The 24359-nt window shown below is 37.8% G+C and carries 25 protein-coding genes and 1 pseudogene; 5 read left to right on the top strand and 21 right to left on the bottom strand.

The window, feature by feature from the left end; genetic code table 11:
* Nucleotides 1-379: 379 nt before the first annotated feature.
* Nucleotides 380-751, top strand: coding sequence for an iron chaperone (locus tag M2353_RS08875; RefSeq protein WP_017357912.1), 372 nt, complete (start codon nucleotides 380-382; stop codon nucleotides 749-751).
* A 58-nt stretch (nucleotides 752-809) separates the two neighbouring features.
* On the opposite strand, the gene M2353_RS08870 is transcribed toward M2353_RS08875, so the two are convergent.
* Both M2353_RS08870 and M2353_RS08865 read right to left on the bottom strand, forming a co-directional pair.
* On the bottom strand, nucleotides 810-1385 hold the full coding sequence (locus M2353_RS08870; protein ID WP_284725272.1) for an undecaprenyl-diphosphatase: 576 nt from the start codon (nucleotides 1383-1385) through the stop codon (nucleotides 810-812).
* Between the two features lie 140 nt (nucleotides 1386-1525).
* A pseudogene (locus tag M2353_RS08865) lies at nucleotides 1526-2057 on the bottom strand (GNAT family N-acetyltransferase).
* Between the two features lie 185 nt (nucleotides 2058-2242).
* On the opposite strand from M2353_RS08865, the gene M2353_RS08860 reads away from it, so the two are divergent.
* On the top strand, nucleotides 2243-2704 hold the full coding sequence (locus M2353_RS08860; protein WP_284725271.1) for a macro domain-containing protein: 462 nt from the start codon (nucleotides 2243-2245) through the stop codon (nucleotides 2702-2704).
* A 69-nt stretch (nucleotides 2705-2773) separates the two neighbouring features.
* Here M2353_RS08860 and M2353_RS08855 read toward each other — a convergent pair whose 3' ends face one another.
* The 9 genes from M2353_RS08855 to M2353_RS08815 form a co-directional block, all read right to left on the bottom strand.
* Nucleotides 2774-3262, bottom strand: a complete 489-nt coding sequence (locus M2353_RS08855; RefSeq protein WP_144665464.1) for an immunity protein YezG family protein — start codon at nucleotides 3260-3262, stop codon at nucleotides 2774-2776.
* 5 nt (nucleotides 3263-3267) lie between these two features.
* Entirely contained in the window at nucleotides 3268-5193 is a 1926-nt protein-coding gene (locus M2353_RS08850; RefSeq protein ID WP_284725270.1) for a T7SS effector LXG polymorphic toxin, read from the bottom strand.
* Nucleotides 5194-5376: 183 nt separating this feature from the next.
* Nucleotides 5377-5565 carry a hypothetical protein gene (locus M2353_RS08845; protein WP_284725269.1) on the bottom strand — a complete coding sequence of 63 codons (189 nt, stop codon included), beginning with the start codon at nucleotides 5563-5565 and terminating at the stop codon, nucleotides 5377-5379.
* 325 nt (nucleotides 5566-5890) lie between these two features.
* Nucleotides 5891-6256, bottom strand: coding sequence for a hypothetical protein (locus M2353_RS08840; RefSeq protein ID WP_284725268.1), 366 nt, complete (start codon nucleotides 6254-6256; stop codon nucleotides 5891-5893).
* A gap of 661 nt (nucleotides 6257-6917) precedes the next feature.
* The gene (locus tag M2353_RS08835; RefSeq protein ID WP_047947312.1) at nucleotides 6918-8273 is read right to left on the bottom strand and encodes an IS1182 family transposase; all 1356 of its coding nucleotides are present in this window, start codon (nucleotides 8271-8273) and stop codon (nucleotides 6918-6920) included.
* 79 nt (nucleotides 8274-8352) lie between these two features.
* Nucleotides 8353-8688, bottom strand: coding sequence for a hypothetical protein (locus M2353_RS08830; protein WP_268363704.1), 336 nt, complete (start codon nucleotides 8686-8688; stop codon nucleotides 8353-8355).
* Nucleotides 8689-9488: 800 nt separating this feature from the next.
* Nucleotides 9489-9623, bottom strand: a complete 135-nt coding sequence (locus M2353_RS08825) for a hypothetical protein (protein WP_259254329.1) — start codon at nucleotides 9621-9623, stop codon at nucleotides 9489-9491.
* Nucleotides 9624-10733 (bottom strand): response regulator aspartate phosphatase, encoded by a 1110-nt coding sequence (locus M2353_RS08820; protein WP_039166523.1) that lies wholly within the window; start codon nucleotides 10731-10733, stop codon nucleotides 9624-9626.
* A gap of 398 nt (nucleotides 10734-11131) precedes the next feature.
* A complete protein-coding gene (locus M2353_RS08815; RefSeq protein ID WP_284725267.1) occupies nucleotides 11132-11977 on the bottom strand; it encodes an SMI1/KNR4 family protein in 846 nt (281 codons plus the stop codon).
* Between the two features lie 190 nt (nucleotides 11978-12167).
* Between M2353_RS08815 and M2353_RS08810 the strand changes: the two genes are divergently transcribed.
* Both M2353_RS08810 and M2353_RS08805 read left to right on the top strand, forming a co-directional pair.
* Nucleotides 12168-12575 (top strand): stress protein, encoded by a 408-nt coding sequence (locus tag M2353_RS08810; protein WP_284725266.1) that lies wholly within the window; start codon nucleotides 12168-12170, stop codon nucleotides 12573-12575.
* 34 nt (nucleotides 12576-12609) lie between these two features.
* Nucleotides 12610-12870 (top strand): YesK family protein, encoded by a 261-nt coding sequence (locus M2353_RS08805; RefSeq protein ID WP_024720407.1) that lies wholly within the window; start codon nucleotides 12610-12612, stop codon nucleotides 12868-12870.
* A gap of 115 nt (nucleotides 12871-12985) precedes the next feature.
* Here the strand turns inward: M2353_RS08805 and glnA are convergent, their stop codons facing one another.
* The 5 genes from glnA to spoVK form a co-directional block, all read right to left on the bottom strand.
* Nucleotides 12986-14320: a type I glutamate--ammonia ligase gene (gene glnA, locus M2353_RS08800; RefSeq protein ID WP_284725265.1), complete on the bottom strand. Its 1335-nt coding sequence runs from the start codon at nucleotides 14318-14320 to the stop codon at nucleotides 12986-12988.
* Between the two features lie 60 nt (nucleotides 14321-14380).
* The gene (locus M2353_RS08795; protein WP_007499423.1) at nucleotides 14381-14791 is read right to left on the bottom strand and encodes a MerR family transcriptional regulator; all 411 of its coding nucleotides are present in this window, start codon (nucleotides 14789-14791) and stop codon (nucleotides 14381-14383) included.
* A gap of 91 nt (nucleotides 14792-14882) precedes the next feature.
* Nucleotides 14883-16163, bottom strand: a complete 1281-nt coding sequence (locus tag M2353_RS08790; protein ID WP_284725264.1) for a methionine gamma-lyase family protein — start codon at nucleotides 16161-16163, stop codon at nucleotides 14883-14885.
* 18 nt (nucleotides 16164-16181) lie between these two features.
* Entirely contained in the window at nucleotides 16182-17444 is a 1263-nt protein-coding gene (gene hflX / locus M2353_RS08785; RefSeq protein ID WP_017359031.1) for a GTPase HflX, read from the bottom strand.
* Between the two features lie 120 nt (nucleotides 17445-17564).
* Nucleotides 17565-18524, bottom strand: coding sequence for a stage V sporulation protein K (spoVK, locus tag M2353_RS08780; RefSeq protein ID WP_008344008.1), 960 nt, complete (start codon nucleotides 18522-18524; stop codon nucleotides 17565-17567).
* A gap of 320 nt (nucleotides 18525-18844) precedes the next feature.
* Between spoVK and M2353_RS08775 the strand changes: the two genes are divergently transcribed.
* Entirely contained in the window at nucleotides 18845-19603 is a 759-nt protein-coding gene (locus M2353_RS08775) for an N-acetylmuramoyl-L-alanine amidase (protein ID WP_008344009.1), read from the top strand.
* Between the two features lie 55 nt (nucleotides 19604-19658).
* On the opposite strand, the gene M2353_RS08770 is transcribed toward M2353_RS08775, so the two are convergent.
* The 5 genes from M2353_RS08770 to M2353_RS08750 form a co-directional block, all read right to left on the bottom strand.
* A complete protein-coding gene (locus M2353_RS08770) occupies nucleotides 19659-20276 on the bottom strand; it encodes a hypothetical protein (protein WP_058213759.1) in 618 nt (205 codons plus the stop codon).
* A gap of 83 nt (nucleotides 20277-20359) precedes the next feature.
* The gene (gene nrdF, locus M2353_RS08765) at nucleotides 20360-21340 is read right to left on the bottom strand and encodes a class 1b ribonucleoside-diphosphate reductase subunit beta (protein ID WP_008344010.1); all 981 of its coding nucleotides are present in this window, start codon (nucleotides 21338-21340) and stop codon (nucleotides 20360-20362) included.
* A gap of 17 nt (nucleotides 21341-21357) precedes the next feature.
* Entirely contained in the window at nucleotides 21358-23460 is a 2103-nt protein-coding gene (nrdE, locus tag M2353_RS08760) for a class 1b ribonucleoside-diphosphate reductase subunit alpha (protein WP_017359033.1), read from the bottom strand.
* Nucleotides 23420-23812, bottom strand: a complete 393-nt coding sequence (gene nrdI / locus M2353_RS08755) for a class Ib ribonucleoside-diphosphate reductase assembly flavoprotein NrdI (protein ID WP_017359034.1) — start codon at nucleotides 23810-23812, stop codon at nucleotides 23420-23422. Before nrdI ends, nrdE begins: the two co-directional genes overlap by 41 nt.
* Before the next feature lie 265 nt (nucleotides 23813-24077).
* Nucleotides 24078-24290 carry a hypothetical protein gene (locus tag M2353_RS08750; protein WP_003212415.1) on the bottom strand — a complete coding sequence of 71 codons (213 nt, stop codon included), beginning with the start codon at nucleotides 24288-24290 and terminating at the stop codon, nucleotides 24078-24080.
* Nucleotides 24291-24359: the final 69 nt, after the last annotated feature.

Below are 24359 nucleotides of genomic sequence, written 5' to 3'. Positions count from 1 at the left end.
TAGTCAATGATGTATACACTAAAAATTCCGTCTTTTTTTATCAAAAGACACAGTTGATTGGTTTTATTCCATTGCCTATTTTGTGCGATGGCCCTGAATCATGAGCACTGCTTTTCATTTTTGAAGTTTCTTTATATAATATGAACAAGAACTTCCGTGCCTCAGTAGCTCTAGAAGGGAAGAGCGCCGTAAAACAATTGTAGCTAGCGGGTCGCAAGGCAAGGGTTTCAGAAGCACCGAAAAGCAAATGAGCTAAGACAGGTGAAACTCCTGTCGGTGAAATTCCGTAGGGAAGCGTGTTGCCCCCTAGCCTATGCTTACGAAAGGAGTGCGGGTTCGAATCCCGTCTGAGGCTTGATGAATATGGAGGATGAAAACAATGCAGGTTTTTGAAGAATATGTAAGCAATATCGGTCATCCAGAGCTGAAACAGCGCATGCAAGACATCTTACAATGGATTTCAGACACATTCCCTCAATTAGAGCCAAGAATTGCTTGGAATCAGCCCATGTTCACAGATCATGGCACATTTATTATTGGATTTAGCGTCGCAAAACACCACATTTCTGTTGCTCCAGAAGGAAAAGGGATTGATCACTTTTCAGCAGATATTGTACAAGCTGGTTATGACCATGGAAAAAAGATGTTTCGGATGAAAGAAAGCTTACCGATTGACTATCCTCTGCTAAAAAAAATCATCGAATTTAACATTGAAGACAAAGCAGATTGTACTACATTTTGGCGAAAGTAATAAACACCCCGATCTGATGTCATAACAGATTGGGGTGTTTTTTCGTGGGATTTACATTCTATTTGGTTCTCTCTCCTGCCCATTTCTGCTCCACCCATTCATAGCACGACAGAAGCAGGCTAACGCCCTTTTGGAATAGCGGCAAATAAACAACGGTTACCGCCGTTAAACAGGCGATCATAGCACCTACCAACACATCAAATGGATAATGAACACCTACCCAAATCCTTGAAAAGCCTACAGCGCAGGCAATGAAAAGCCAATAAATACGACGCTTGTGGAAAAGCCAAAAGACTATACAAATGGAAAAAATAAAAATGGTGTGATCACTCGGAAAAGAGTTGTTCACTTCCTTTTCGATTAAAAGATTGACTTGATTCAATTCTGCAAAGGGCTGTTGATTGGAATAAAAGAGCCCAGCGACTTTCCCTAACATCTCTGCCAAGATAAAGGTCAACCCAGCAGATATCATCATGTTTCTTCTGCTCCGATTTTGAAACCACATGATCAAAAACATGATCGCAATGAACATCACTGAATATTCAGCCAATCCAATAAGAACTGGATTTAAGACATCGTGATTCATACTAAGTTGATTAATCGACCGAAATACCCGTTCATTAAACTCCTGCATCTCATTTCATTCCTTTTGCTTCGTTTAGGAAAAGGATAAATGAAAAAAGAAGCCCGTGACATCGATCGAGCGAACAAAATAAAGGGATCATCTCACATTTTTGTCACTTCGTTGTCATCCGGATACAAAGAAACAAAGCACTATTTAGAATGAAACTGCTCCCATTCTTTTTTCAGCAAAGCATATTGATAGGTGTTGTCATATTTAGGGGTTCCATCCTCATTTGTAGTAAATGAAACAAACTCAAGAAAGAGGCCTTCTTTCCTCATGCCTAAACGCTCACATAATGTTTGAGATCGATCATTGTCATCTTCTACATATGCATATAAGTGCCTTGCTCCTTGATTGACAAATAGATATGACAAGAGAGCTTCTGCACTTTCACGGGCATATCCCTTCCCTTCATATAACGCATGAAAATTCCAGCCAATTGAATACGTGTCAGGCTCATCTTTTAAATGAAACAGTTCACCGATAATCAACTGACTTTCTTTTAAACAAATCGCCATATAAGAGTGATCTGCTTTTCTTTTTTACACCTTAGCGACCGCTTCTTCTAATGTAGAGATTTGATCATCCAGAAAACAATTTACTCTTGGATGCAAGCATTCCAGGTGCATCTTCATCACGAAATGGTCTAAGAATTAACCGTTTTGTTTCTATTTTATCCATAAGGGTCTCCTTACTATTTCTTCTTTATCTTTCACTATTTTAGATGTCATGGACTGTTTTTGATCATTTGATCGCATGGACGTATCCATTTTTAAACTCCAAGCGCTTTTTGTAATGAAATAATGTCATCAAAACTGATATAATAGAACATAAGTTTGTATTTTATTGAAAAGGGATGACTTGAAATGATCAAAACGGTAGAAGGCAATATTTTAGACGCAGAAGAAGATATCATCTGTCACCAAGTGAATTGTAAGGGTGTCATGGGAGCAGGATTAGCAAAGCAAATCAAAAGCAAATACCCAAATGTGTATAAAGACTATAAACGTTTATGTGCAGAACAAGGAGATGACTTATTAAGCTCCGTCCAGTTCATCACAACGAGCGACGGAAAAACCATTGCCAACTTATTCGCCCAAGTTGGATACGGAAGAAAAACAAAACAAACAGATGACGACGCATTACGCAGCTGCTTTGAACATCTAAAACAGACAGTGACAAATCCAAATGAAGAGAACCCCCTTCATTCTATCGCCATTCCTTATGGGATCGGCTGCGGCTTGGCAGGCGGAGATTGGACGATTGTTCGAGAGATGATAGAAGAGGTCCTTAGCGATTGTGAAGTGACGGTTTATCGGTTTAAATAAGTAAAATGAGAAATTATTATGAAACAAATATTACAAAAACCCTCCTTAATTGATATGGAGGGTCATTTGCTATTTTCTATTTTCTTCTTTATTTTTCAAATAATCTAGCACAGCTTCTTTATCTTCCTCATCTTCAGGTAGAAATCCGAACGTTTCGTATTCCCAAACAGCTATTCTTTGATCACCATCAATACCTAATGAGAAAATATCTTCATACCCATATTCAATCGAGAATTTACCTGAATGCTCCATCTCAAGCGTGAGATTAGTCCATGAACCATAATTATTTTTTTCATAAAATGTTTTTAACTGTCTAAATAATCGTGTTAATTCAACTAAAAAATCCATATATATTGATCTACTGATATTAAATAATTTAGGTATATTGTGCCCGTAAATAAACTCCTTATCACCCTTTTTTCTAAAGTAAAAAGTTATTTCTGCTTCGTGTTTGACCACTTCCGTATACATTCGTATTTTTTCCCATTCAACTGGAATGTTATCATGAATAAGTTCAGCTATTTTTTGATAGATAGAATCTATTGTTATGTTTTCCATATTATTCACCCTCCGATTTTATTTTCAATAATTAGATACTTTTCTTTTCCTTCTATGCTATAAAACACACCAAACTCAGAGGGTCTAATTGAATCATTTAAATATTTCGGCTCAATTATAACTTCTACACGCTTTGGGGGATCAGATGCTAATGCTTTTCTCCATTTCTGTTCCATCTCATACCATTTCCCGCCACTACGATTAATCTGCGAATTCATCGGCACCAGATTATCAATATCACCAGAACCTTTGAAAATAGTCGCAATTAAATGACCACCATCATCATCCAGCAATCGATCCGGCTTTCCTGAATTGGATTGAGCATATTGGTTTCTTTTCATCTCTCCATATTTTAAATCACTTGCTTCGACTTTGACAATGCGGCCATAGTGATCTGTTGTGTAGGTGTAACCTTGTTTGGTTGAATAGACAACATTAGGCTTTAGCACTTTTTTACGTTTCCATCTCACATAATGATCTCCGTAACTGACAACGGTCGGTGGTGATTTGGGTGCTGGTAATCTTCTGCCTGTCTTAGAGATTCCGTATCCTGAGTTGTTGTCTAGACGCTTTGCCATGGAGAGGAGTTTATTTTTGAGATTTTCTCCGTCAAACACGTTATAAGGGAGTTTCCCTCCACCTGCTAGTTGAAACTTTGGTGAATATGGCAATAGATTCGGAATAGAGACTCTATCTAATGATTTTGCCCCTTGTTCAAGCCCTTTCTTCACTGTTGTTTTGGCAGCTGTTGTCCCTGTTTTTGTGATGGCTCCTGCACCTTTAGAACCAAAGACAATTTCTGCAAGTGAACCAGTCGCATAGGCGAACCAGTGTGACCGCGAATACGCGTCACCATTTATGACTTCTTTTTGGAATGAGTCTGAAATCGATTTTCCAATCGCTTTCGACGTTTCAATTGGATGAGAAACAGCCGTTACGACCGATTCAACGGCACCTCCAGGATCTGTCACAAGATCGTAGATACCAACTACTGTATCTTTTGCTACATCATATAGACCCACTGCAGTACCTTTTACACTATCAATGAATACCTCCGATGCTTCTTCCTGTGCTTTGATTTGGAGAAGCTGGCTGTAATACATTTTTTGATCATATGTGAGATTCTCATAACCGATCTCATCTACAATCTCAAAGTACTTCGCTTCTGATAGACACGAAGGATCATTGAGCTTTTCTTTCAGTTCTTTGATTCTTCGTTTTTCTTTTTCATCTTTTTTCACCTTTAAATAGGCTTTCACTTGAGCATCAATCTGATCATGGTTCTTGTACACGTCTGTCTCATGAAATGCTTTTGCATCATAATACATTGGCTGCGCATTCTTTCCTTTTCCAGTAGCAGCCATCATCTTTGCATAAAAAGTGTTGAGGTGGTTCTCAACCGCTTCTGACTTTGCGTATTCCGTTTTTAAATCATTGTCTATTTGATGTAAAACTTCAATGGTCTCTTTTCTTTTTTTGTTCGCATCATCTAAATGTTCATTGACCTCTTTACTTGAAAAAGTATGTAATTCAATTAAATCACTAATATCATCAAAAATAGTGGAAAGTGCCTCTTTTTGTTCTTTGACCATATCTTTATTGTTCTGAATCCCTTGTTTCAATTGAGTGTCTAAAAAGTGCTCATCAATAAAAGTACTCCCACCTAATGATTCATCATCAAGCTTTCCTTTCACCCCATCTAAAAAAGCTTTCTGCATATCGATAAAATCAAGATATGTGTCTGTGTACAGCGCAAGATCCCCATAAAAAGATTTGATATTGTCTGCACCTTTTCCAGTAAATTCATCACCTAAGCCCGACACACTTTTTAATGCTTTTTTCACAAGTTTCATTTCTTCTTGAAGCTCATGATAGGCCTTTGATCTCTGTTCTACAGCTGATAGTAAAGATGGAGCATCTAATATTTTCATATAAAAAAGACTCCTTTTATGGCATATTCTTTTACTAGAATACCATAAGGAGCCTGACACTTTAATCCACTTTATCGTTTTTTAACCAATTTTGAAGGATTTGAACATACTTATTGAATGAGATGCTGTTATTAATAGGAATTAATAAGGTATCCTAATAAAGAGAAGGGCTTCACTCTTCTCTTATCTATCTCCATATACAAAGCTATATTCTGTAACTAAATCATCTCCCCAACTATCGCTAAAACTTATTGAAGCTGGGCCAACACTAATTGAAATACCATTTATTGTTGCATAAGTGTGATGATATTTTGTGATAATATTTGCAGGATCTCCTTTTTTAGACTTTGGAACAAGTACATCTCTATCCATCGTTATAAATTGAGTATCTCCATAGCCAGGTGAAAGAATAACTCCATGACCATAATTTTTGTATGAGTCTGTATCAGCTGATAGTTGTTTATCTTCTGTTACATGTGTGAGGCCACCTTTACCGTCAGCAACGGCCTTTTGTTGCTGCCAATACCCCTCAAAAGTACCTGATAAAGGGACTGCAGATGTATCCCAAGCTACTGCAAACGCATCTTTCTTATGGTTAACAGGCTTTTTAAACCATTCGGCATAAGAATGATATTGATATTTATAATTAGTTCCAGATGTACCTTTATAAAAAACTTGTTGAGAAATAAGCAGTTTGCTATTTGTTGCCGGATCGGTTGGCGGTAAAGATGAATAAGGTATGTATTTTATCAGATTCTCCTAAATCACCATTATCTTTCAACCCTACATCTTCGTATGAAATACTTTTTCCTGTGAGCTTTTTATACTTCTTTATGTCCTCTAATTTTGTTTTTGCAATCCGCTTTTCATTCTCAGAATTATATTCAATTCTTTCTCCATCTAGTGAATTATAATATGTAGTAGACTTGACAACTTCAAGTTTGACTGAATGTTCTTGGCTTGTATTATCTTTAGTTTCCTTACTTTTTGCACTTGAAATACCCCCAAACATTGTCAATGAGAATACGAAAGCTAGTAAAATGAGTATGAACCTGATTTTCATCCCAAACACCTCCGCCCACACACTACCATATAAAGAAAAAACCGTAAATATCTCAAGTATGGTTTTTATTATAAGAAAATACAAAGATTAGAATTAACCAAAAAGACAATACTTCAAACAGTCCACTGTTGTATATTTTTGAAAAAGGTAAAATCAAAGTAAAATATGTTAAAATGATGGCTCCTAACAACATGTATAATGTGCGTTTCATATACATCCCCCAACAATTTTTTCTCAACGATATCATATTTTTTAAGACCTTTCAAAAATGATTTAGCAAAGTTGCTCTTATAGTCTACACTTCGGTAGACAGTACTCAAATAGATTACTTTCACGTTCAAACTCCATCACAACTTCATCAAATTATGATAGCAATCATTAAGACACTTATTAATATTTTGCATCTCAAATCACTTGGGGTTGTAATGCCACCCTGTAATATTCTGTTTACCATTCATTTATTTTCACACCTACATGTGAAGAAAGAACTTTCTCCACACCTTACTCCAAGTAGACACAAAGCTAAGAAAGGTGAAACTATACTCCACTAAATAATAAAAGAAAAACCCTATTATAAGGGTTTCAGACCGTAGACAAACCCCACCTTTACTTCAAGTAAAAGTGGGGTTTTCACTTATTTTGATAAAATTGATCAGTCGCTTTACGCTGGACATGGCTCTTTCCATGTCCAGTTTGCTAATTTCTTAAGATTCATGGCAGCGAAAGTAAGCATCGCCTGCATCGAAACTTTTTTCAATCCTCGAAGTTTCGTCCATCGCATTCCATGCTTTTCTTTTGCATCCGCAAAAACGCGTTCAATCGTTTCTTTCCGTTTTGCATAGATGTTCTTATTCATTTCAGTGAGTCTCAGATGGTCTGCTTCGTCTAGGTAGTCCTGCCAAATATGTCGGTGAATCTGTTTGGTGTGATTTTGACTTTGTGTACAGTTATCTAGAAACGAGCAGGATTTACATACCTCTGAATCGGACGCATATTGCTTATATCCCTCTCTAGTCGTTGTACGATAAGAAAGAATTTGCCCGTTTGGGCAAATGTAACAATCAACATGTGCGTCATATACGTATTCATTCTTTTTCAAGTAACCAGCTTTTGTTTTCGGGCGAGTGTAAGGCATGACAGGTCTTATCTCTTGATCCATTAAAAACTTGGCGATATAAGGTGTTTTATATCCAGCATCCACTGCGACTACATTGGGTTTTCCGACTTTCTTTGTCACCTTTGATACGAGTGAATCTAACATACGACTATCATGAACATTTCCACCAGTGACCAGTGTTCCTAAAATAAATCCTTTTGAATCACAAGCCGTATGAAATGAATAAGCAAATAACTTTTCACGTTCATCCTTTACATAGTAGCCACTCTCTGGGTCAGTTGTACTGACCTTGATTTCTTTTTTCTCTTCTTTATTCTGTAGGGGTAATGGCTTTTTTCCATGTTCCTCACGATCAACATTGATCTCCTCATGAAGCTGATTTTGATAACTTCTCGTTTCTACTCGAACAATTTTCTTTTCAAGTTTTTTCTTATTGGCGTTCGCTTTTACATGAGTTGAGTCAATGAAAGCGATAGATGGATCAACGAGACCTTTTTTCATCGCTTCTCTTAAGATTCGATAAAAAATTTGTTCGAATAAATCTGTATCATGAAAGCGTCTCACGTAGTTCTTACCGAAGGTAGAAAAGTGCGGAATTTTCTCTGAAAACCCATACCCAATAAACCAACGATAAGCAACATTGGTTTCAATTTCTTTAATGGTTTGACGCATAGAACGAATGCCAAATAGATATTGGATCAAAACCATTTTAATAAGAACAACGGGATCCACACTTGGTCTACCGTTATCAGAACTATAATGATCTTTGACAAGATCATAAACAAAATCAAAATCGATCGCTTGATCAATTTTTCGTACAAGATGATCTTCAGGCACTAATTCATCTAAGGCCACGACTTCTAATTGATTTCTTCTTTCTTCTTCACGTTTCGATAACATGTTCATCCCCCACAGAAATGTGTTATTGCCCTTATTATACAAAAAAGCGTGTAGACTTTGTCTACACGCTGAAACCCTATTATAAGGGTTTTTCTTTTTTGGAATCGTACTCTTTAATAATATCAATTGGATCAATCGCATCATCATCTTGTGTATATTCCTCTACATAAGGAGTAATTAATTTCTCAAACTGCTTTTCATCATCCACTAGAGCAATACAAGTTTCATACCCTTCAAAATCAGATGGGTATAAATTTGCAACAGCACTGCCGTTTTTTAAAGCCTGATCTATCGCATTTTTTAATTCCAATAGACCCTTCCTGTTTCCTAAAATCAATGCTTCTCTGTGATGAGTTTCTTGAGCATATATATTACACATCTCTAAAACATCATCATCCTCCACTTGAATAGACATATAAAAGCACCTCCGAAGTTAAATTTAGTTCATTATATAATTCTTAATGCCAACATGCCAAAGAGCCATGACCTCAAACGTCTGATCCAAATAGTGATTGCGGACACCGCAAACAAAAATAGCTCAAACTACTTAACTGTACTTTGCTCCTTTTTATATTTCATTACTTTTATAATTCTATAAACTATTACAGCAACATAGCACACAACTAAGGTAATCAGATATTCAAAAGGAAAATCTCTTTGTACACCTTGATAAAGAAAAATTGCCAAAAGGACTGTAAACAAAACTATTTGAAAAACTTCTTTTTTTATCATCCAAATCCCCCGATATACTTTCACTTACGTTTTATACTTTTAATTACGTTATGTTACCGTGAAATTATAAAACAATCAGTCTTAACATTCTACAGTCAGTTCCATATTTAGGATTTAAGTAACAAAATTGAAAGTATGTACTATATTTATTTTTATCTCAAATTGTTTTCTTCTCTTTCTTCATAAAAACATCCTGAAATTCTTCATAAATTTTTTTCGTTTTTTCAGAATCCCATGCTTTATACAGCTCTCGCATAAATATATACAGTGAAATTGGGTAATACCCAGAGTTCCTCTAACGGACACTGAAAGTTTCCTCTTCAAAAATCTTAATTAATTCATTTGTTTTTTTAGTATCTCTATACGCTGCCATCAAAGCAAATGGAGCACCTAATATAAAATAGACTCCTTTATGGCATATTCTTTTACCAGAATACCATAAGGAGCCTGACACTTTAATCCACTTTATCGTTTTTTAACCAATTAACCTCCAGAGCTACCTCTTGATGCAACTGTTTGGACATCTTCATGTAGAGGTTGAGTCAAACCGTTTGTAAAGAAAAGTGTACCTAGAGCTACCACAGCTAGTGAAAATGTAATAAAAACCGACTTCTTCAATTAATTCACTCCTTTTCCTACATACTGGCTTGCGAGTAAGGCTCTTTTATAGTAATTTAATGACTGTTTCAGCAAGCCTCTCCCCTCTAAATATTTCGCCACATCAACCAGAATCTCCTCTAAATCAACCCATACTCTTTTCTCTTCAAGCTCTAAACACAGATTGTTTATATTGTTCAATTGAGATTGATTTTTTTCATACAATAGTTCTTTTAACAATTTAAATTTTATTTGAAAAACGTTATGGTTGACTTGTTCTGATAAAGAAATGCCTAGATCAATCCATTCAATCGCGTCATTACTTTTACTGGAGATTTCTATTCTAGAAAGTTCATATAAACATCTCATCTTCAATAAATCTTGATTTTCGATCTCTTTATAACTCAACGTGCGCCTAAATAGTGCTGATGCTTCTTCTAAATTTTCTTTTTTGCTTTCTAGAAAACCCATATTGTAATATAGATGAATGATTAAATGATTGTCATTAATACTTTCGATCATATTCTCAGCTTCACTAAAAAGAGCTCTTGCTTTATCATATTCAAATTGATCAATTAAGTTTAACGCATGTAGCATCCTACAGTTAATCTGTCTTTTGATATATGTTTCATGCGCATTAAATGTATCACACGCAATTTGTGCATGATATTTTGATAAAAAGGTCATTTTCAAATCATAAAATAGAACTGCGATTTTATAATGAAATTCAGCTTTTTCTATTTCATCATCAACATAAGCCAACTTTTTTTCAGCTATTCTGAAGTAACTTAATGCCTTATCATAATCTTGCAAGTAGTCATGATAGATCCCATTATAAAAGTAGAAGTAATATGACATGAGTTTATTTGTTTTTTCTTCTTTTTCGTCTGGAGCATTCCGCTGAAAGAATGGCTTATCTAAATTTCTGCTAATATTCTGAAGTTTCAGCTTAAGCCTAAAGCTCAAAAGTTGATAGTACAAAAGAATATCTTGATTTTCTTCCATTAAATCAATTGCCCTGTCTATGTCATCTTGCATTTCTATAGCTGCCGATAAATCCCCTTTTTGTATCGCAAGATTCCAAGTGTTTAACATGTTCCCTACCTCCTGAGAGGCAATTAATCCTGACATTCCTTTACCCCCTTCTAAACAAATCCCTAGTATAATTCTAACACGCATTTTACAACATATGTAAAGTGAATCTGCTCATAATAGAAATTTTCGGTATCCCGCAAATATGATAATAATTGAATGGTATGCAATTATAAGAGTTGGTTAAAAGAGAGAGTAGCCAGAAAGGACTTGATACTTATTTCTTTTATTGACCACCTTCATTTTTTAAAAAGAAATTCACAAAATATTGTTTTGAAATTGATATAAAAAGACCTGACTGAGTTTCAGCCAGGTTCATGAAGGGGTCAATCTAAATTATATTATAATGAAATCAAAACAGATAATTAAACATCCGTTCTCATTCACTCTTTGAAAATTCAACCTATACAGTATACTCTACATTCTCTAATTTTGCCTTAATCTAAAAAATCAATATTAACAGCGAAATTTCCAGCTGTTACAGTTATCTGAGGAATTTTAGTTTTTTCAAAAATGTCTACAATTTCAAATAATGTCTTTTTTATAATATCGTTACTTGGCATTGTATATACTCTTAATATAAGGATTGTTTCAATGCTTCTAGCTACTTCAAAAAGAACGTCTTCATCTTTAACAGATTCAATGTAACTTTTTATTCTTTTAAAGAACCACTCTACTTCTTCTAAATCTTGTAACGGATATTTAGTAATTTGATGAATATCGGCTGGATTAGCTGCTTCTTTCTCTAAGATCGCTTCAAGTTCTGCTTTAGTTATATATTCCTCCTCTTCTTCTTCGTATTCACCCTCTGCTGCTTCCTCATCAACACTGTACTCAGCTGTATAAAGCCCCTCAATGAATTCATCAAAGGAATCTGCTAATTTAAAGTCTTCTTCCATCTCAACATCAAAATAATGAATTGCAGGATTCTCTTTCGTCTTTCGATAATCCATCGCTACCCAAGTATGGCCATCGCCGTTAATCAAAACAAGCCCTTCTGGCAGCTCCCACTCTTTTATTAAGTAGGCACTATCCATAATTCCTTCACCTTCGGCGATACCCATCAGGTGATTAAATTGAATATGATCCTCAGCCCATGAATTAGAGTAAGTGGTTGGAAAAGCATTATGAACGGTATAACCACCATTCTGTTTTAATATGAGCTTTTTATATGTATCTGGTAAAATGACTCCAAGTTTCTTTTCAGCTTTAGCTATTTCTGCTTCGTTGATCTTTTTTAACGTATAGTAACCTTCCTCGTCTATTTCCCAAAATGATTTCAAGGTGATGCCTCCTAGTAAAATATGCACATAATTATACCACCTTGATGAGTATATTTGACAATTTAATCAAAATAAAAGAAGAATATTTGTTACTTAGTCATTCACGCTGTCTATTTTTGTCGAAACGATAGTAAAAAGAAGGTACTTCATGTAAAATTTCCTTTGCACCTAAAAATCAGGAGGATCCAATATGAAGAAATTATCTATATTCATTTTTATTTGTTTAATGATGCTAACAGCTTGCAGTAGCGCAGCATCAAATGAAAAACAGCTCACGACAGCCAATATTATTGAAGCTTTTAAAAGTGCTGGGCTTGAAGCAGAAAAACCATCTGATCTTAAACAAAAAGAGTTTGGAAATATAAGAGAAGAAGGAAAAAGAATTCTCGTTCCTTCCTTAGGTGAAAATGCTGGTGGACGGATTTTTAAATTTGGAAATGAAACTGATTTACAGCAGGCGAAATCTTATTATGATGAGTTAGGCAATGCTGGATCTATGTTCTTCTCTCACACCTATTCAAAAGGAAACTTTTTATTACAAATGAAAGATGCTGAATTTGAAAAGTATAAGAAAGTAATGGATGAGGAAATAAAATAATTTCATATATTTTTAAAAGAAGGAAGGTCAATAAATGTCATCATTTTGGCTGCTAACAGTTATCCTTACGATTGTTATATTGGGTGTTTCTTTGATCTTTAAAAGAAAGAATGCACCTTTACAGTATGGAATACCATCGATTCTCATTCTCATAAGTATTATCTTATTATTAATAAGTTTTTTCGTAGGAAAGTGGGAAGGTTTAGGACTGGGTGCAATCAGTATATCTTTACTGATTGCATCTGTGATCACCTTAATTATTAATAGTACCTTGAGTTATTTTAGTCATAAATAACATAGAGCCACTTCTGCATAAGAAGTGGCTCTTTCGATTATAAAAATATACTAATTAAAATAAAAACACCCTCAAAAAACACCCTGAAGCCAATGGCTCCAAGGGGTTTTCTTTATTAATACTGAGACATATACTGATCGCGTTCCCATGGGTGTACTTGGGTGCGGAACATATCCCATTCGATTTCTTTTGATTCGATGAAGTGCTCGAATAAGTGATCGCCTAGTGCGTTGATCATGACTTCGTTTGACTTGAGCAGCTCAAGTGCTTCTGCAAGTGTTGCAGGTAAGTCAGCGATGCCGTTTTCAAGGCGCTCTTCTTTGTCCATGACATAGATGTTTCTGTCGATTGGCGCTGGTGCGTCTAGTTTGTTTTTGATTCCGTCTAGACCTGCTGCAAGTAATACGCTTAGTGCAAGGTATGGGTTTGCAGATGGGTCTACACTGCGTACTTCTACACGTGTGCTAATGCCGCGTGATGCTGGAATACGAATCAATGGGCTGCGGTTTTGTGCACTCCATGCTACGTAGCAAGGTGCTTCATAGCCAGGAACAAGACGTTTGTAAGAGTTCACCGTCGGGTTTGTGACCGCTGTGAAGCTTGTTGCGTGCTTCACAATACCTGCGATAAAGTGTCTAGCCGTCTCGCTTAATTGTAAGTCTGCTTTCTCATTAAAGAATGCGTTTTTACCATTTTTAAATAATGATAGGTTACAGTGCATACCAGATCCGTTTACACCGAACAATGGTTTTGGCATGAATGTCGCATGAAGACCGTGCTTTCTAGCGATTGTTTTCACAACAAGCTTGAACGTTTGAATGTCATCACAAGAACGGATGGCGCCTGCATATTTGAAATCAATTTCATGCTGACCAGGTGCTACTTCGTGGTGAGAAGCTTCAATTTCAAAGCCCATTTCTTCAAGCTCAAGCACGATGTCACGGCGGCAGTTTTCACCTAAATCTGTTGGTGCAAGGTCAAAGTATCCACCTTTATCGTTTAGTTCGAGCGTTGGCTCGCCTTTTTCGTCTAATTTAAATAAGAAGAATTCTGGCTCAGGTCCAAGGTTGAAATCACTAAATCCTAGTTCTTCCATTTCCTTCAAGATACGCTTTAAGTTGTTACGAGGGTCTCCATCAAATGGTGTTCCGTCTGGCTTATAAATGTCACAAATAAAGCGTGCAACTTTACCTTTTTCTGCTGTCCAAGGGAAAATAACAAACGTGTTTAGATCTGGATATAGGTACATATCTGATTCTTCAATACGTACAAACCCTTCAATAGATGAACCATCAAACATACATTTGTTATCGAGAGCTTTTTCTAACTGGCTCACAGGAATCTCAACATTTTTAATTGTTCCGAGAATGTCTGTAAATTGCAGACGGATGTACTTTACGTTTTCCTCATTTACTAATTTTACGATATCTTCTCTTGTGTACTTTGCCATTTCGTAAAACTCCTCCCCTACAAAAGGTAAAATGTGTATAGCAATGCTTTTGCTAATTGGTTAACGGAAGAACCTTGACATATCCCCCTGCCTAAAGGTCGTTCCTTGTTGGAAACGTCCAGCCTGAATGAGTTCCTTCTTCAGTAGCTTCCTGAGTTCATCATCTGTCAAGTTGTGCTTCGCTGTGGTTTTCTCCTCTGTCTTTGTTTCAGACGATGGATTTTCTGCCTCAGCTTTGGCAAAAAGTTTTTTGATTCCTGCCATGTTTACACCTTGTTCGATGAGGTTTTTGATTTCTAGTAATTTATCAACATCATGGAAAGAAAATAATCGGCGATTCCCATCACTTCTAGCTGGAAATACTAAACCATTTTCCTCATAATAGCGAATTTGTCTTGCAGATAATTCTGTTAGCTGCATGACAATCCCAATTGGGAATAAAGGCATTGAGCGGCGAATGTTATCACTCATCTCAACTGTCTCCTCCTCTTTGCTTAAATTTATTATATGTCATGTTATATTATGTGTCAACGAAATGTTAGGAATATTAACATGGATTTTTTTATCGAGCAGGCACTTCAATAAAACCTTGCTCTAGTAAGGCATCTACAGCACTGCAAATGGCATTTTTCACATGGGCATACGTGAGACCGCCCTGAACATAGGCTGTGTACGGCGGTCTGATCGGACCATCGGCAGATAATTCAATGCTGGCTCCTTGGACAAATGTGCCCGCTGCCATAATAACATCGTCCTCGTATCCCGGCATATAGCTCGCATGCGGTGTGACATGACTGTTAATCGGTGATGCATATTGAATGGCCTGACAAAATGCAATCATTTTTTTAGGGTCTCCAAATTCTACAGATTGAATCAAGTCGGTTCTTTTCGCATTCCACGACGGGTTTGTTTGGAACCCGAGTTTTTCAAGAAAACGCGCTGTAAACACGGCGCCTTTTAAACTTTGTGCAACAACATGCGGTGCTAAGAAAAATCCTTGATACATTTCCTGGAGCGCATACAGCGATGCACCCGCTTCACTGCCGATGCCTGGAGATGTCATTCGATAAGAGCAAGCTTCTACCCATTTTTCTTTTCCAACAATGTAGCCGCCCGTTTTGGCAAGGCCGCCGCCTGGGTTTTTAATGAGCGAACCTGCCATAAGGTCTGCACCCACATGACACGGCTCTTGCAATTCAGTAAATTCACCATAACAGTTGTCAACAAATACAATGATGTCCTCATTGATGTCTTTCACAAATGAAATCATTTGTTCAATTTCTTCTATTGTAAAGGATGGTCTTGACGCATAGCCTTTAGAACGCTGAATCCCGATGACTTTTGTTTTTTTGGAAATAGATTCTTTGACTTTGTCGAAATCGACAGATCCATCTTGACGCAAATCAATGGCTTTGTAATCGATCTGAAAATCTTTTAATGAGCCTGTCCCTTCTTTGCCGCGAATCCCGACAATCTCTTCTAGGGTATCGTAAGGTTTCCCCGTCATGTAGATCAATTCATCACCAGGTCTTAGCACACCAAATAAGGCGATGGAAATGGCATGTGTTCCAGAAATGATCTGCGGGCGTACAAGACCGCTTTCCCCTCCAAATACATCCGCATAGATCTTTTCTAACGTGTCTCTTCCCATATCATCGTAGCCATAACCAGTTGTCGGGTTAAAATGAGAGTCGCTGACTTTATGTTTCCGGTAGCTTTCAAGAACCCGCCACTCATTTTGTTCGCTCTTTCGATCAATTTGCTGATGTATTTGTGAAATGTCTTGTTCTGCTTCTGCTGCTATTTTTTCTAAAATGGCGCCATGTTTTAAAGTGTGAAACATCGTGATTTAATTCCTTTCCTACAACATATACTTCTTGATTTGTCCTAATATGGTTTGCTCCTCACCACTAAATCCAGTGATGTCATAAAGCTCTGCTTCCTTTTGAAATTCCAGTGATTCCACCAAGGTTTCTGACTTTAAGGCAGATATGAGTTTCCCTTCATATGCCGGAATCCTTACATGATATGGCTTTAAAAAATCTTTTTTCAGTTCAGCCATGATATCCGCTTTTAACCGCTTCACATCTTCCTCGCGCCTAGCACTGATTAAAATGTGGCGCTGCTTTGAGGAAGGGATAAAATCCGGCCGGATTTGGTCTTTTTTGTTATAGACAGTCAGCATCGGAATACGATCAGCTTCTAATTCTTCTAAAAGCTTATGAACCGTTCGTTCGTGCCCTTCATAATCCTCATTCGAAGAATCGATCACATGAAGCAAATAGTCTGCTTCTTTTACTTCTTCAAGAGTGGAACGAAATGCTGCAATCAGTGTGGTTGGAAGGTCTTGAATAAAACCAACTGTATCGGAAATCAGTACACTGTAGCCAGATTCAAGTGTCATTTTACGCGTCATTGGATCAAGTGTGGCAAACAGCAAATCTTCTTCATGGCTATCCGCTTCTGTTAACTGGTTAAACAATGTTGATTTCCCGGCATTTGTGTACCCGACAATAGCGATTTGGAATACGCCATTTTTCTTCCGTCGTTCCCGGTATCTCGTGCGATGTTCTTTGACTGCAGACAGTTGTCCGTGAATTTCGTGTATGCGGTTTCGAATATGACGTCTGTCTGTTTCAAGTTTTGTTTCACCTGGACCTCTTGCGCCAATTCCGCCGCCTTGTCTTGAAAGGCTGATCCCTTGTCCACTCAGTCTCGGCAAGGCATACTGAAGCTGGGCAAGCTCTATTTGCAGCTTCCCCTCTCTTGTACGGGCTCTTTTGGCAAAGATGTCTAGAATCAATTGCGTACGGTCAATAATTTTCACATCTAAGGCAGTCGCCAAAGCTTTTAACTGGCTAGGCGAAAGCTCGTCGTTAAAAATAATAACGTCACAGTCTAACTCGTCGCAAAGCACTTCAAGCTCTTCCACTTTCCCTTTCCCGATGTAAGTCGCGCTGTCTTGTCTATTTCTTTTTTGCGTCATGATGCTGACAGCTTCACCGCCAGCTGTTTTGGTTAAGGAAGCTAATTCTTCCATAGAATATTGAAAGCGTTCATCCGTTATATGCGGCAGTTGACAGCCGACAAGGATCGCTTTTTCGATCATTTCATGTTCATTCAACGTCAGTTGTTTCCTTTCTGTACTTAAGTTTCAGTAGTACCATCATACCAAACACACCACACGTATACCACCATTCGGAAGGTTTAATTTCTTGTCTCTTTACAAAAAGGATACGCCATTTCAAGAAGGCGTATCCTCTTTCATTTGCAGATCATGGCTTTTAATCGTAAGTAAGTCTTTTTTATCATAATGATCCACAAGAAGCAGCCTCATCGCCTGAGTTCGAATCGCTTTTTCAATGGTGTTTCGCACAAAACGGCCGTTGCTGAATTTGGCAGGACTCGTTGTGCTCTTGATGTGCATTAAATAGTCTCGCAGTTTCCATTCTGCCTCTTGGGTAAAGACATATTCCCGATCGGCCATCATTCGTTTTGCAATATCCATCAGCTGATCGACCGTATAATCAGGGAAGTTGATATTGATCGGAAATCTCGATTGCAGACCAGGATTTAGAGAAAGAAAATGATCCATTTCCTTGGAGTATCCAGCTAAGATGAGGATGAATTCATGCTGCTTATCCTCCATATGTTTTACAAGGGTATCAATGGCTTCTTTCCCGAAATCCTTCTCTCCTCCGCGGGCAAGAGAATAGGCTTCATCGATGAACAAAATGCCGCCTAGTGATTTTTTAATCAAATCTCTTGTTTTTTGAGCTGTATGTCCAATGTACTCTCCAACCAGATCTCCTCGTTCTGCTTCAATTAAGTGCCCCTTTGAAAGAACATTCATTTCAAAGAAAAGCTTCCCGACAAGCCGTGCAACCGTTGTCTTCCCTGTGCCAGGATTTCCTTTAAACATCATATGAAGCGCTTGTTTTCCTACTTTTAATCCTTGTTCTTGTCTTTTTTGATTCACAAAAATCCAAGCATAAATTTCTTTTATGTTTCGTTTCATTTCATCCATCCCGACAAGGCTGTTCATTTCTCGTTCTATTTCTCGTAAGATGCTGTGTTTGGCCTCATTTTTTTGCAAGGCCTCTAGGTATTCTGCCTCTGAATCTGCATCAACCAATACTTGCTTCTGTCCATTAAGTATAATGTTGATTTGGCCGTTATTTTTATATGTGACAGCTCGCTCCAACGTATTCACCTCTCGCTCTTCTCTCTTTAATCTATTCGGGTGGAGCTGTAATCGTGACAATCGCCCGCACTAGCATCGGTTTACTGTCAAAATGACCCGAGATACCGGTTATTGTAGGGGATTGTGCGGTTTCCCAGGAAATGATGTGCTATTTCCATTGTATTCATCCATTTCGGGCGGACAAACCAACAATTTGTTTTTTCTTAGAAAAATGGCGCTTTTTCATCACAAATTGTGCAGAAAAGAGTCTCGATGATTTCCGCATTTTGTACAGGCAATTTTTCTATTTCCTCATAAAATAAAGACGAGGTGATGAATAGATGGTGAAAATTTTTATTGATCCTGGCCACGGAGGAACAGATTCTGGAGCTGCTGCTAATGGACTTTTGGAGAAAAATATCACACTGCAAATTGCGCTTTTTCTGAGAGATATGTTGATTAGTGAATATGATGGGGTTTCCGTCCGCTTAAGTCGTTCAATTGACCAATCCGTCACGTTATCCCAGCGTACGAATGCGGCAAACAGCTGGGGAGCTGACTATTTCGTGTCTATTCATATTAATGCTGGCGGAGGCACAGGTTTTGAAAGTTATGTGTATCCTGGCGTTTCAGCACCAACCACCACGTATCGCAATGCTCTTCATGATGAGATTGTCCGCTCCGTTGATTTTGCCGACCGCGGCAAGAAAACAGCGAACTTCCACGTTCTTCGGGAAACTTCTATGTCTGCCATTTTAACTGAAAACGGTTTCATCGATACGGTAGCTGATGCAAATAAGCTCCGTAACGCTACTTTCCTTCAAGGGATCGCTCGTGCTCATGCCACTGGATTAGAAAAAGCCCTTCAATTGAAAAAAAAAGCAAGTAACCTATATAAAGTGCAAGCAGGGGCTTTCAAGGTCAAAGCCAATGCGGATGAACTAGCAGCTACACTCAGATCCAAAGGATTTGAAGCGCTGGTCGTACTGGATAGCGGCATGTACCGAGTCCAAGCTGGCGCTTTCCGTTCAAAGCAAAATGCAGATGACCTCGTCGCCCGATTAAAGCAGGCCGGTCACGACGCATTCGTTTTTCAATAATCTAAAAAACAAACCGGCTCAAGTCATCTTTAGAGCCGGTTTGTTGTCTATCCAATTATGCTAAAATGTTCACGACAAATTGAGACCATGTTTCAAGACGATCGAAGTACTCAGGCTTTTTCAAATCTGTTACTTTCATCCATTTGCCTGAGATTTGATCTGTTTCTTTTACTTCTACATGAGCACCCGGCGATAATTCAAGGGCCGATAACAGTCCGATGTGCACACGGCCGACACTGTTGTCATCATCATTAATGAGTCCAAGGGTTTTCATCTCAAGTTTGTCTTCTTCTTGAATCGAAAGTTCCTCGTCCAGTTCACGATCGGTATTTTCTTTTAGAATCTCAGCAAAATTTTTTCCTTCAATGAAATTCATATGACCCCCAAAGCCAAGAGATAACTTATGATGTAAGCGCGTCTCTCCCCCACCTTGAAGTCTTTCATATACATACACTTCGTCCTCACGCTTAATCACGACATAAGGTATCGGCTGTTTGAAGTCAGGGTTTTCTTCTGCATCGCCTCTTCGCATCTGCTCGAAGTGTTCTTCGATTTCTTTCATAATGGTGCTGATTGTTTTCTCTTCACTATTCACACCATTAAACGCAAGTGTTTCGTTTTGGAACACGCGTGCGCGCGGTGCAACTAAAATCATTTCGTCCATTTTTCCCATGTTCGGTATCCTCCAGTATGTAACACATTGTTAGAAATGGCAAAAAGCCAAAACGAGTGATGCGTTTTGACTTTTACGCTTTCTTATGATTCATCTCCAAAGAAGAAATCGTCATCTTTTAACGGCTCAACTGTTGCCTTTTTGTAGCCGTTCCCTTTCATTGAGAAGAAGTCATGTGACTTTGTTTTTGTATTGAGTCCGTTCAATACAATTGGGTTGATCTCTTCTTCTTCAAAGTAAGGGGCAAATCCAAGGTTCATTAACGCTTTATTGGCATTGTAACGAATGAACTTTTTCACATCATGCGATAAATTGACTTGGTCATAAATATCCTCAGTGTAATGAAGTTCATTTTCATAAAGCTCATTAAGCAGATCGATAGAGAAATCATAAAGCTCTTTTTGCACGTCAGGTGTTTGTTTGTTGTAAATTTCTTGTGCTAACAATCCAACATACACACCGTGAATCGCTTCATCGCGCAAAATCAAGTTAATGATTTCACCACTTTGCATGAGCTTTCCTTGACCGTAGAAATATAGCGGGTAATAAAAGCCGCTATAGAATAGGAAGCTTTCTAAATACACTGAAGCAACCATTGCTTTAAATAATGAAATCGGGTCATCCTTTTGAATGGAACGGTACAGACCTACAATCATATCTGCTTTCTTTTGCAAGAATTTATTTTTCTTGACCCATTCAAATACTTCACTAATCGTTTCAGTCGGTGCAAGTGTCATGAAGATATTTGAGTATGATTTTGCATGCACGGCATTTTCCATCATAGCCATAAAGTTTAACACGGCTTTACGCTGATGACCGTCCACATGTTCAGCCACTATCGGCATTCCTGTATTTCCTTGTTCTGTATCAAGTAACGTCAGTCCAGCCAGTACCTTCATGTACGTATCTCGCTCTTCTTCACCTAAATATTTCCATGTCAAGAGATCCCCGTTTAAGGAAATCTCTTCTGGAAGCCAGAATTGCTTGACGTTTTGGTTGTAAAACATTTGTGTAAAATCATCTTCGTGTTTTGACCAGTTGGCTGCATCATAAATTTTTGTCACGTTAAACTCTCCTTTAATCAAACAACACAAGAAAGACAGCCTTCCTGCCCTGTATCCTTCGTTCTTGCATAATAAAGTGTCTTAATGCCTTTATGGTGTGCATAAAGATCGATGCGATTTAAGTCACGCGTTGTCATCGTATCTTTTAGGAATAATGTAAAGCTGATTCCTTGATCGACGTGCTGCTGAATGGTTGCGATCATATCGACCACTTTAAACATGTCCATATCGTATGCTTCTTTATAAAAGAACCAGTTTTGTGCTGAAAGTCCTGGCATTGGATAATACGTTTTGCTGTTTCCGTATGTTCTTTCTTCGATACGTTCCATAATTGGCATCACAGACGCTGTTGCCGATTGAACATACGAAATAGAACCTGTTGGCGCAATACATAATCGATAGCTATGATACATGCCATTTTCCGCTACAAAATCTTTGAGTGCTGCCCAATCTTCTTTCGTTGGAATGTGCATCCCTTCAAATAGCGCAGCTGCTTTTTCTGTTTTTGGAGTGAAATCATTTTCCACGTATTTATTGAAGTACTCACCTGTTGCATAACCAGAGCCCTCATAACGGTGGAATGTTTCCCCTTTTTCTTTTGCAAGCTCACTTGAACGCTTAATGGAGTAATAGTTCACCATCATAAAGAACGTATTAGCGAAATCTCTTGCTTCTTCACTTTCATAAGCGATTTGGTTTTGAGCTAAATACCCGTGAAGGTTCATCGCACCAAGTCCAATCGACTTCATCGCTTTGTTCGCTTTTCTAACAGCTGGTGCATTGCGGATATCTGTTGTTTCAGACACAAGTGTAAGTGAGTCCGTTGCAAGCTTGACTGTTTTTTCAATGGATTTGTTTTTCATCACGTTCATGATATTTAAAGAACCAAGGTTACAAGAAATATCAAGTCCGATCTCATCATCTTGATCATAGTCCGTGTAAGAAGAGACTTCTGAAGCTTGAAGTACTTCTGAGCAAAGGTTTGAGAATTTCACACGTGAAATATGGTTCAGAGCGTGCTCTCTATTCACATTATCTTGGAACATGATATATGGATAGCCTGATTCTGAGCGCAGAACAGCTAATTTTTCAAGAAGTTTTCTCGGATTGACTTTTTCTTTTTTGACTTTCGGGTTTTCTACAAGCTCATCATACATTTCTTCCATATCCATCTCATCAAGATGCTGTCCATAAGCTTTATAAACTGTATGAGGATAGAATGTGTAAGCTGTTTTATCTTCTCTAGCAAGCTCGATAAATTTATCTGGGATGACGACACCGATCGAAAGTGTTTTCACACGAACATCTTCATCCGCAGAGATTTTTTTCGTATCTAAGAAATCATTAATATCTCTGTGGAAAATATTCAGGTAGGCACTGCCTGAACCTTGTCTTTGTCCCATTTGATCTGCATATCGGAATGCATTATCAAGAAGTTTCATGACGCCTACGACACCTTTGGTCGCATTTTCAACATCTTTGATCGCTTCACCTTTCGCACGAAGCTTTGAAAGGTTCAAGCTGACGCCGCCGCCTAATTTAGACAACTGCATGGAAATATCAATGGCTCTTGAGATATCGTTTAATGAGTCATTCACTTCAAGCAAGAAGCAGCTCACCAGCTCACCACGTCTTTTACGGCCTGCGTTTAAGAATGTTGGTGTACTTGGCTGATACTCTTGGTTGATCATCAGTTCCACAAACTCAAGTGCTTTCTTTTTGTCTCCGCCCGCAAAGAAAAGAGCCACAACTGAAATGCGGTCTTCATAGCGTTCAAGGATTTTCTTTTTGTCATTTGTTTTCAGTGCATAGTCATTGTAAAACTTAAACGCACTCATAAATGATGGGAATCTAAATTTCTTGGCATATGCAGCTTCAAATACTTCTTTAATATCTGACATGCTGTATTGTCTTAAAAATTCTTCCTCATAGTAGTCGTTTTCTATTAAGTAATCAATCTTCTCTTCTAGATTATGAAAGAAGACCGTGTTTTGATTAATATAATCTACGAAATAACTATGTACAGCTTCTTTGTCCTTGTCGAACTGAAACTTTCCTTCTTTTTGAATCATAATCTCGTTATTTAATTGTATCCACTTTGGAACCTGATTTTGTGACAATTCTTTCTACCTCCTGTGTAAACAATTCAACATCCCTTTTTGTTCCGCTTAGTTCAAAGGTGTGCAAAATAGGAACTTGATATTGTTTAGAAATCGTATCGGCGCTTTTGGCAAAGTTATCTCCCCACACTTTGTTCCCACTCACCGCTACACCTAGTAAAAGGTGCGCATTTTTCTCTAAAAATGACTGAGTGGTACCAGGGACTTGTCCAAATCCTGTCGTAAAGGTGACGAGAATAAACGGCGTATCCAAAAACTCTTCTCCAGTCAATTTTCGTTTGTCTGTAAAAGGGGTCTTGTCCAAAAAGCGTTGAACATTTCCTGTTTTTGAATCAAATACGATTTGAATCAATTCCATCACGACCTAGTTTTTAGTATTGTTGATCATTTCGTTATTCACTATATATAGTATACTATGTTTTTTCAAAACACAACATATAGATGCTCGAAACGAAAAAAATCAACCAACCCGGCCGAACATTCATAGCCGAACTCGTACGTTCAAATAAATAGAGCAGAGCAGGTTCTAAAAATAGACTGCCCTACTCCCTATTCAACTGAAACCGAAATCTATCATAACATGAAAAAAAATCGCTTAGTAGACTAGACTTTTTGTTTTATTTTTTGTAGGCATCGCACTGTAAATCTTCTGACACTTCTGTTATTTCCACTTCAACACCTAATTCTTTGAGCACCGCTTCAAGCGCAGAGACGATCGAGGCTTCTCTTACTAACTCTTTCCCGTTTACAGAAACGCTTGTTCCATATTCGAAACAGGAGTCATCTTCACAAGTTTGTTCCCAATGATTAATTTTAATTTTGTGTGTCATGAACTCATCCTTTTCTGTCTAGATGTCTGATGCATGTTTATAGTGTAGCGACTTCACATTCATTTGTAA

Source organism: Bacillus aerius, from assembly GCF_029894105.1.
GTDB classification, from domain to species: Bacteria; Bacillota; Bacilli; order Bacillales; family Bacillaceae; genus Bacillus; species Bacillus altitudinis.
Note: the sequence above shows the minus strand (reverse complement) of the source record. Positions and strands in the feature narration are given on the sequence as shown.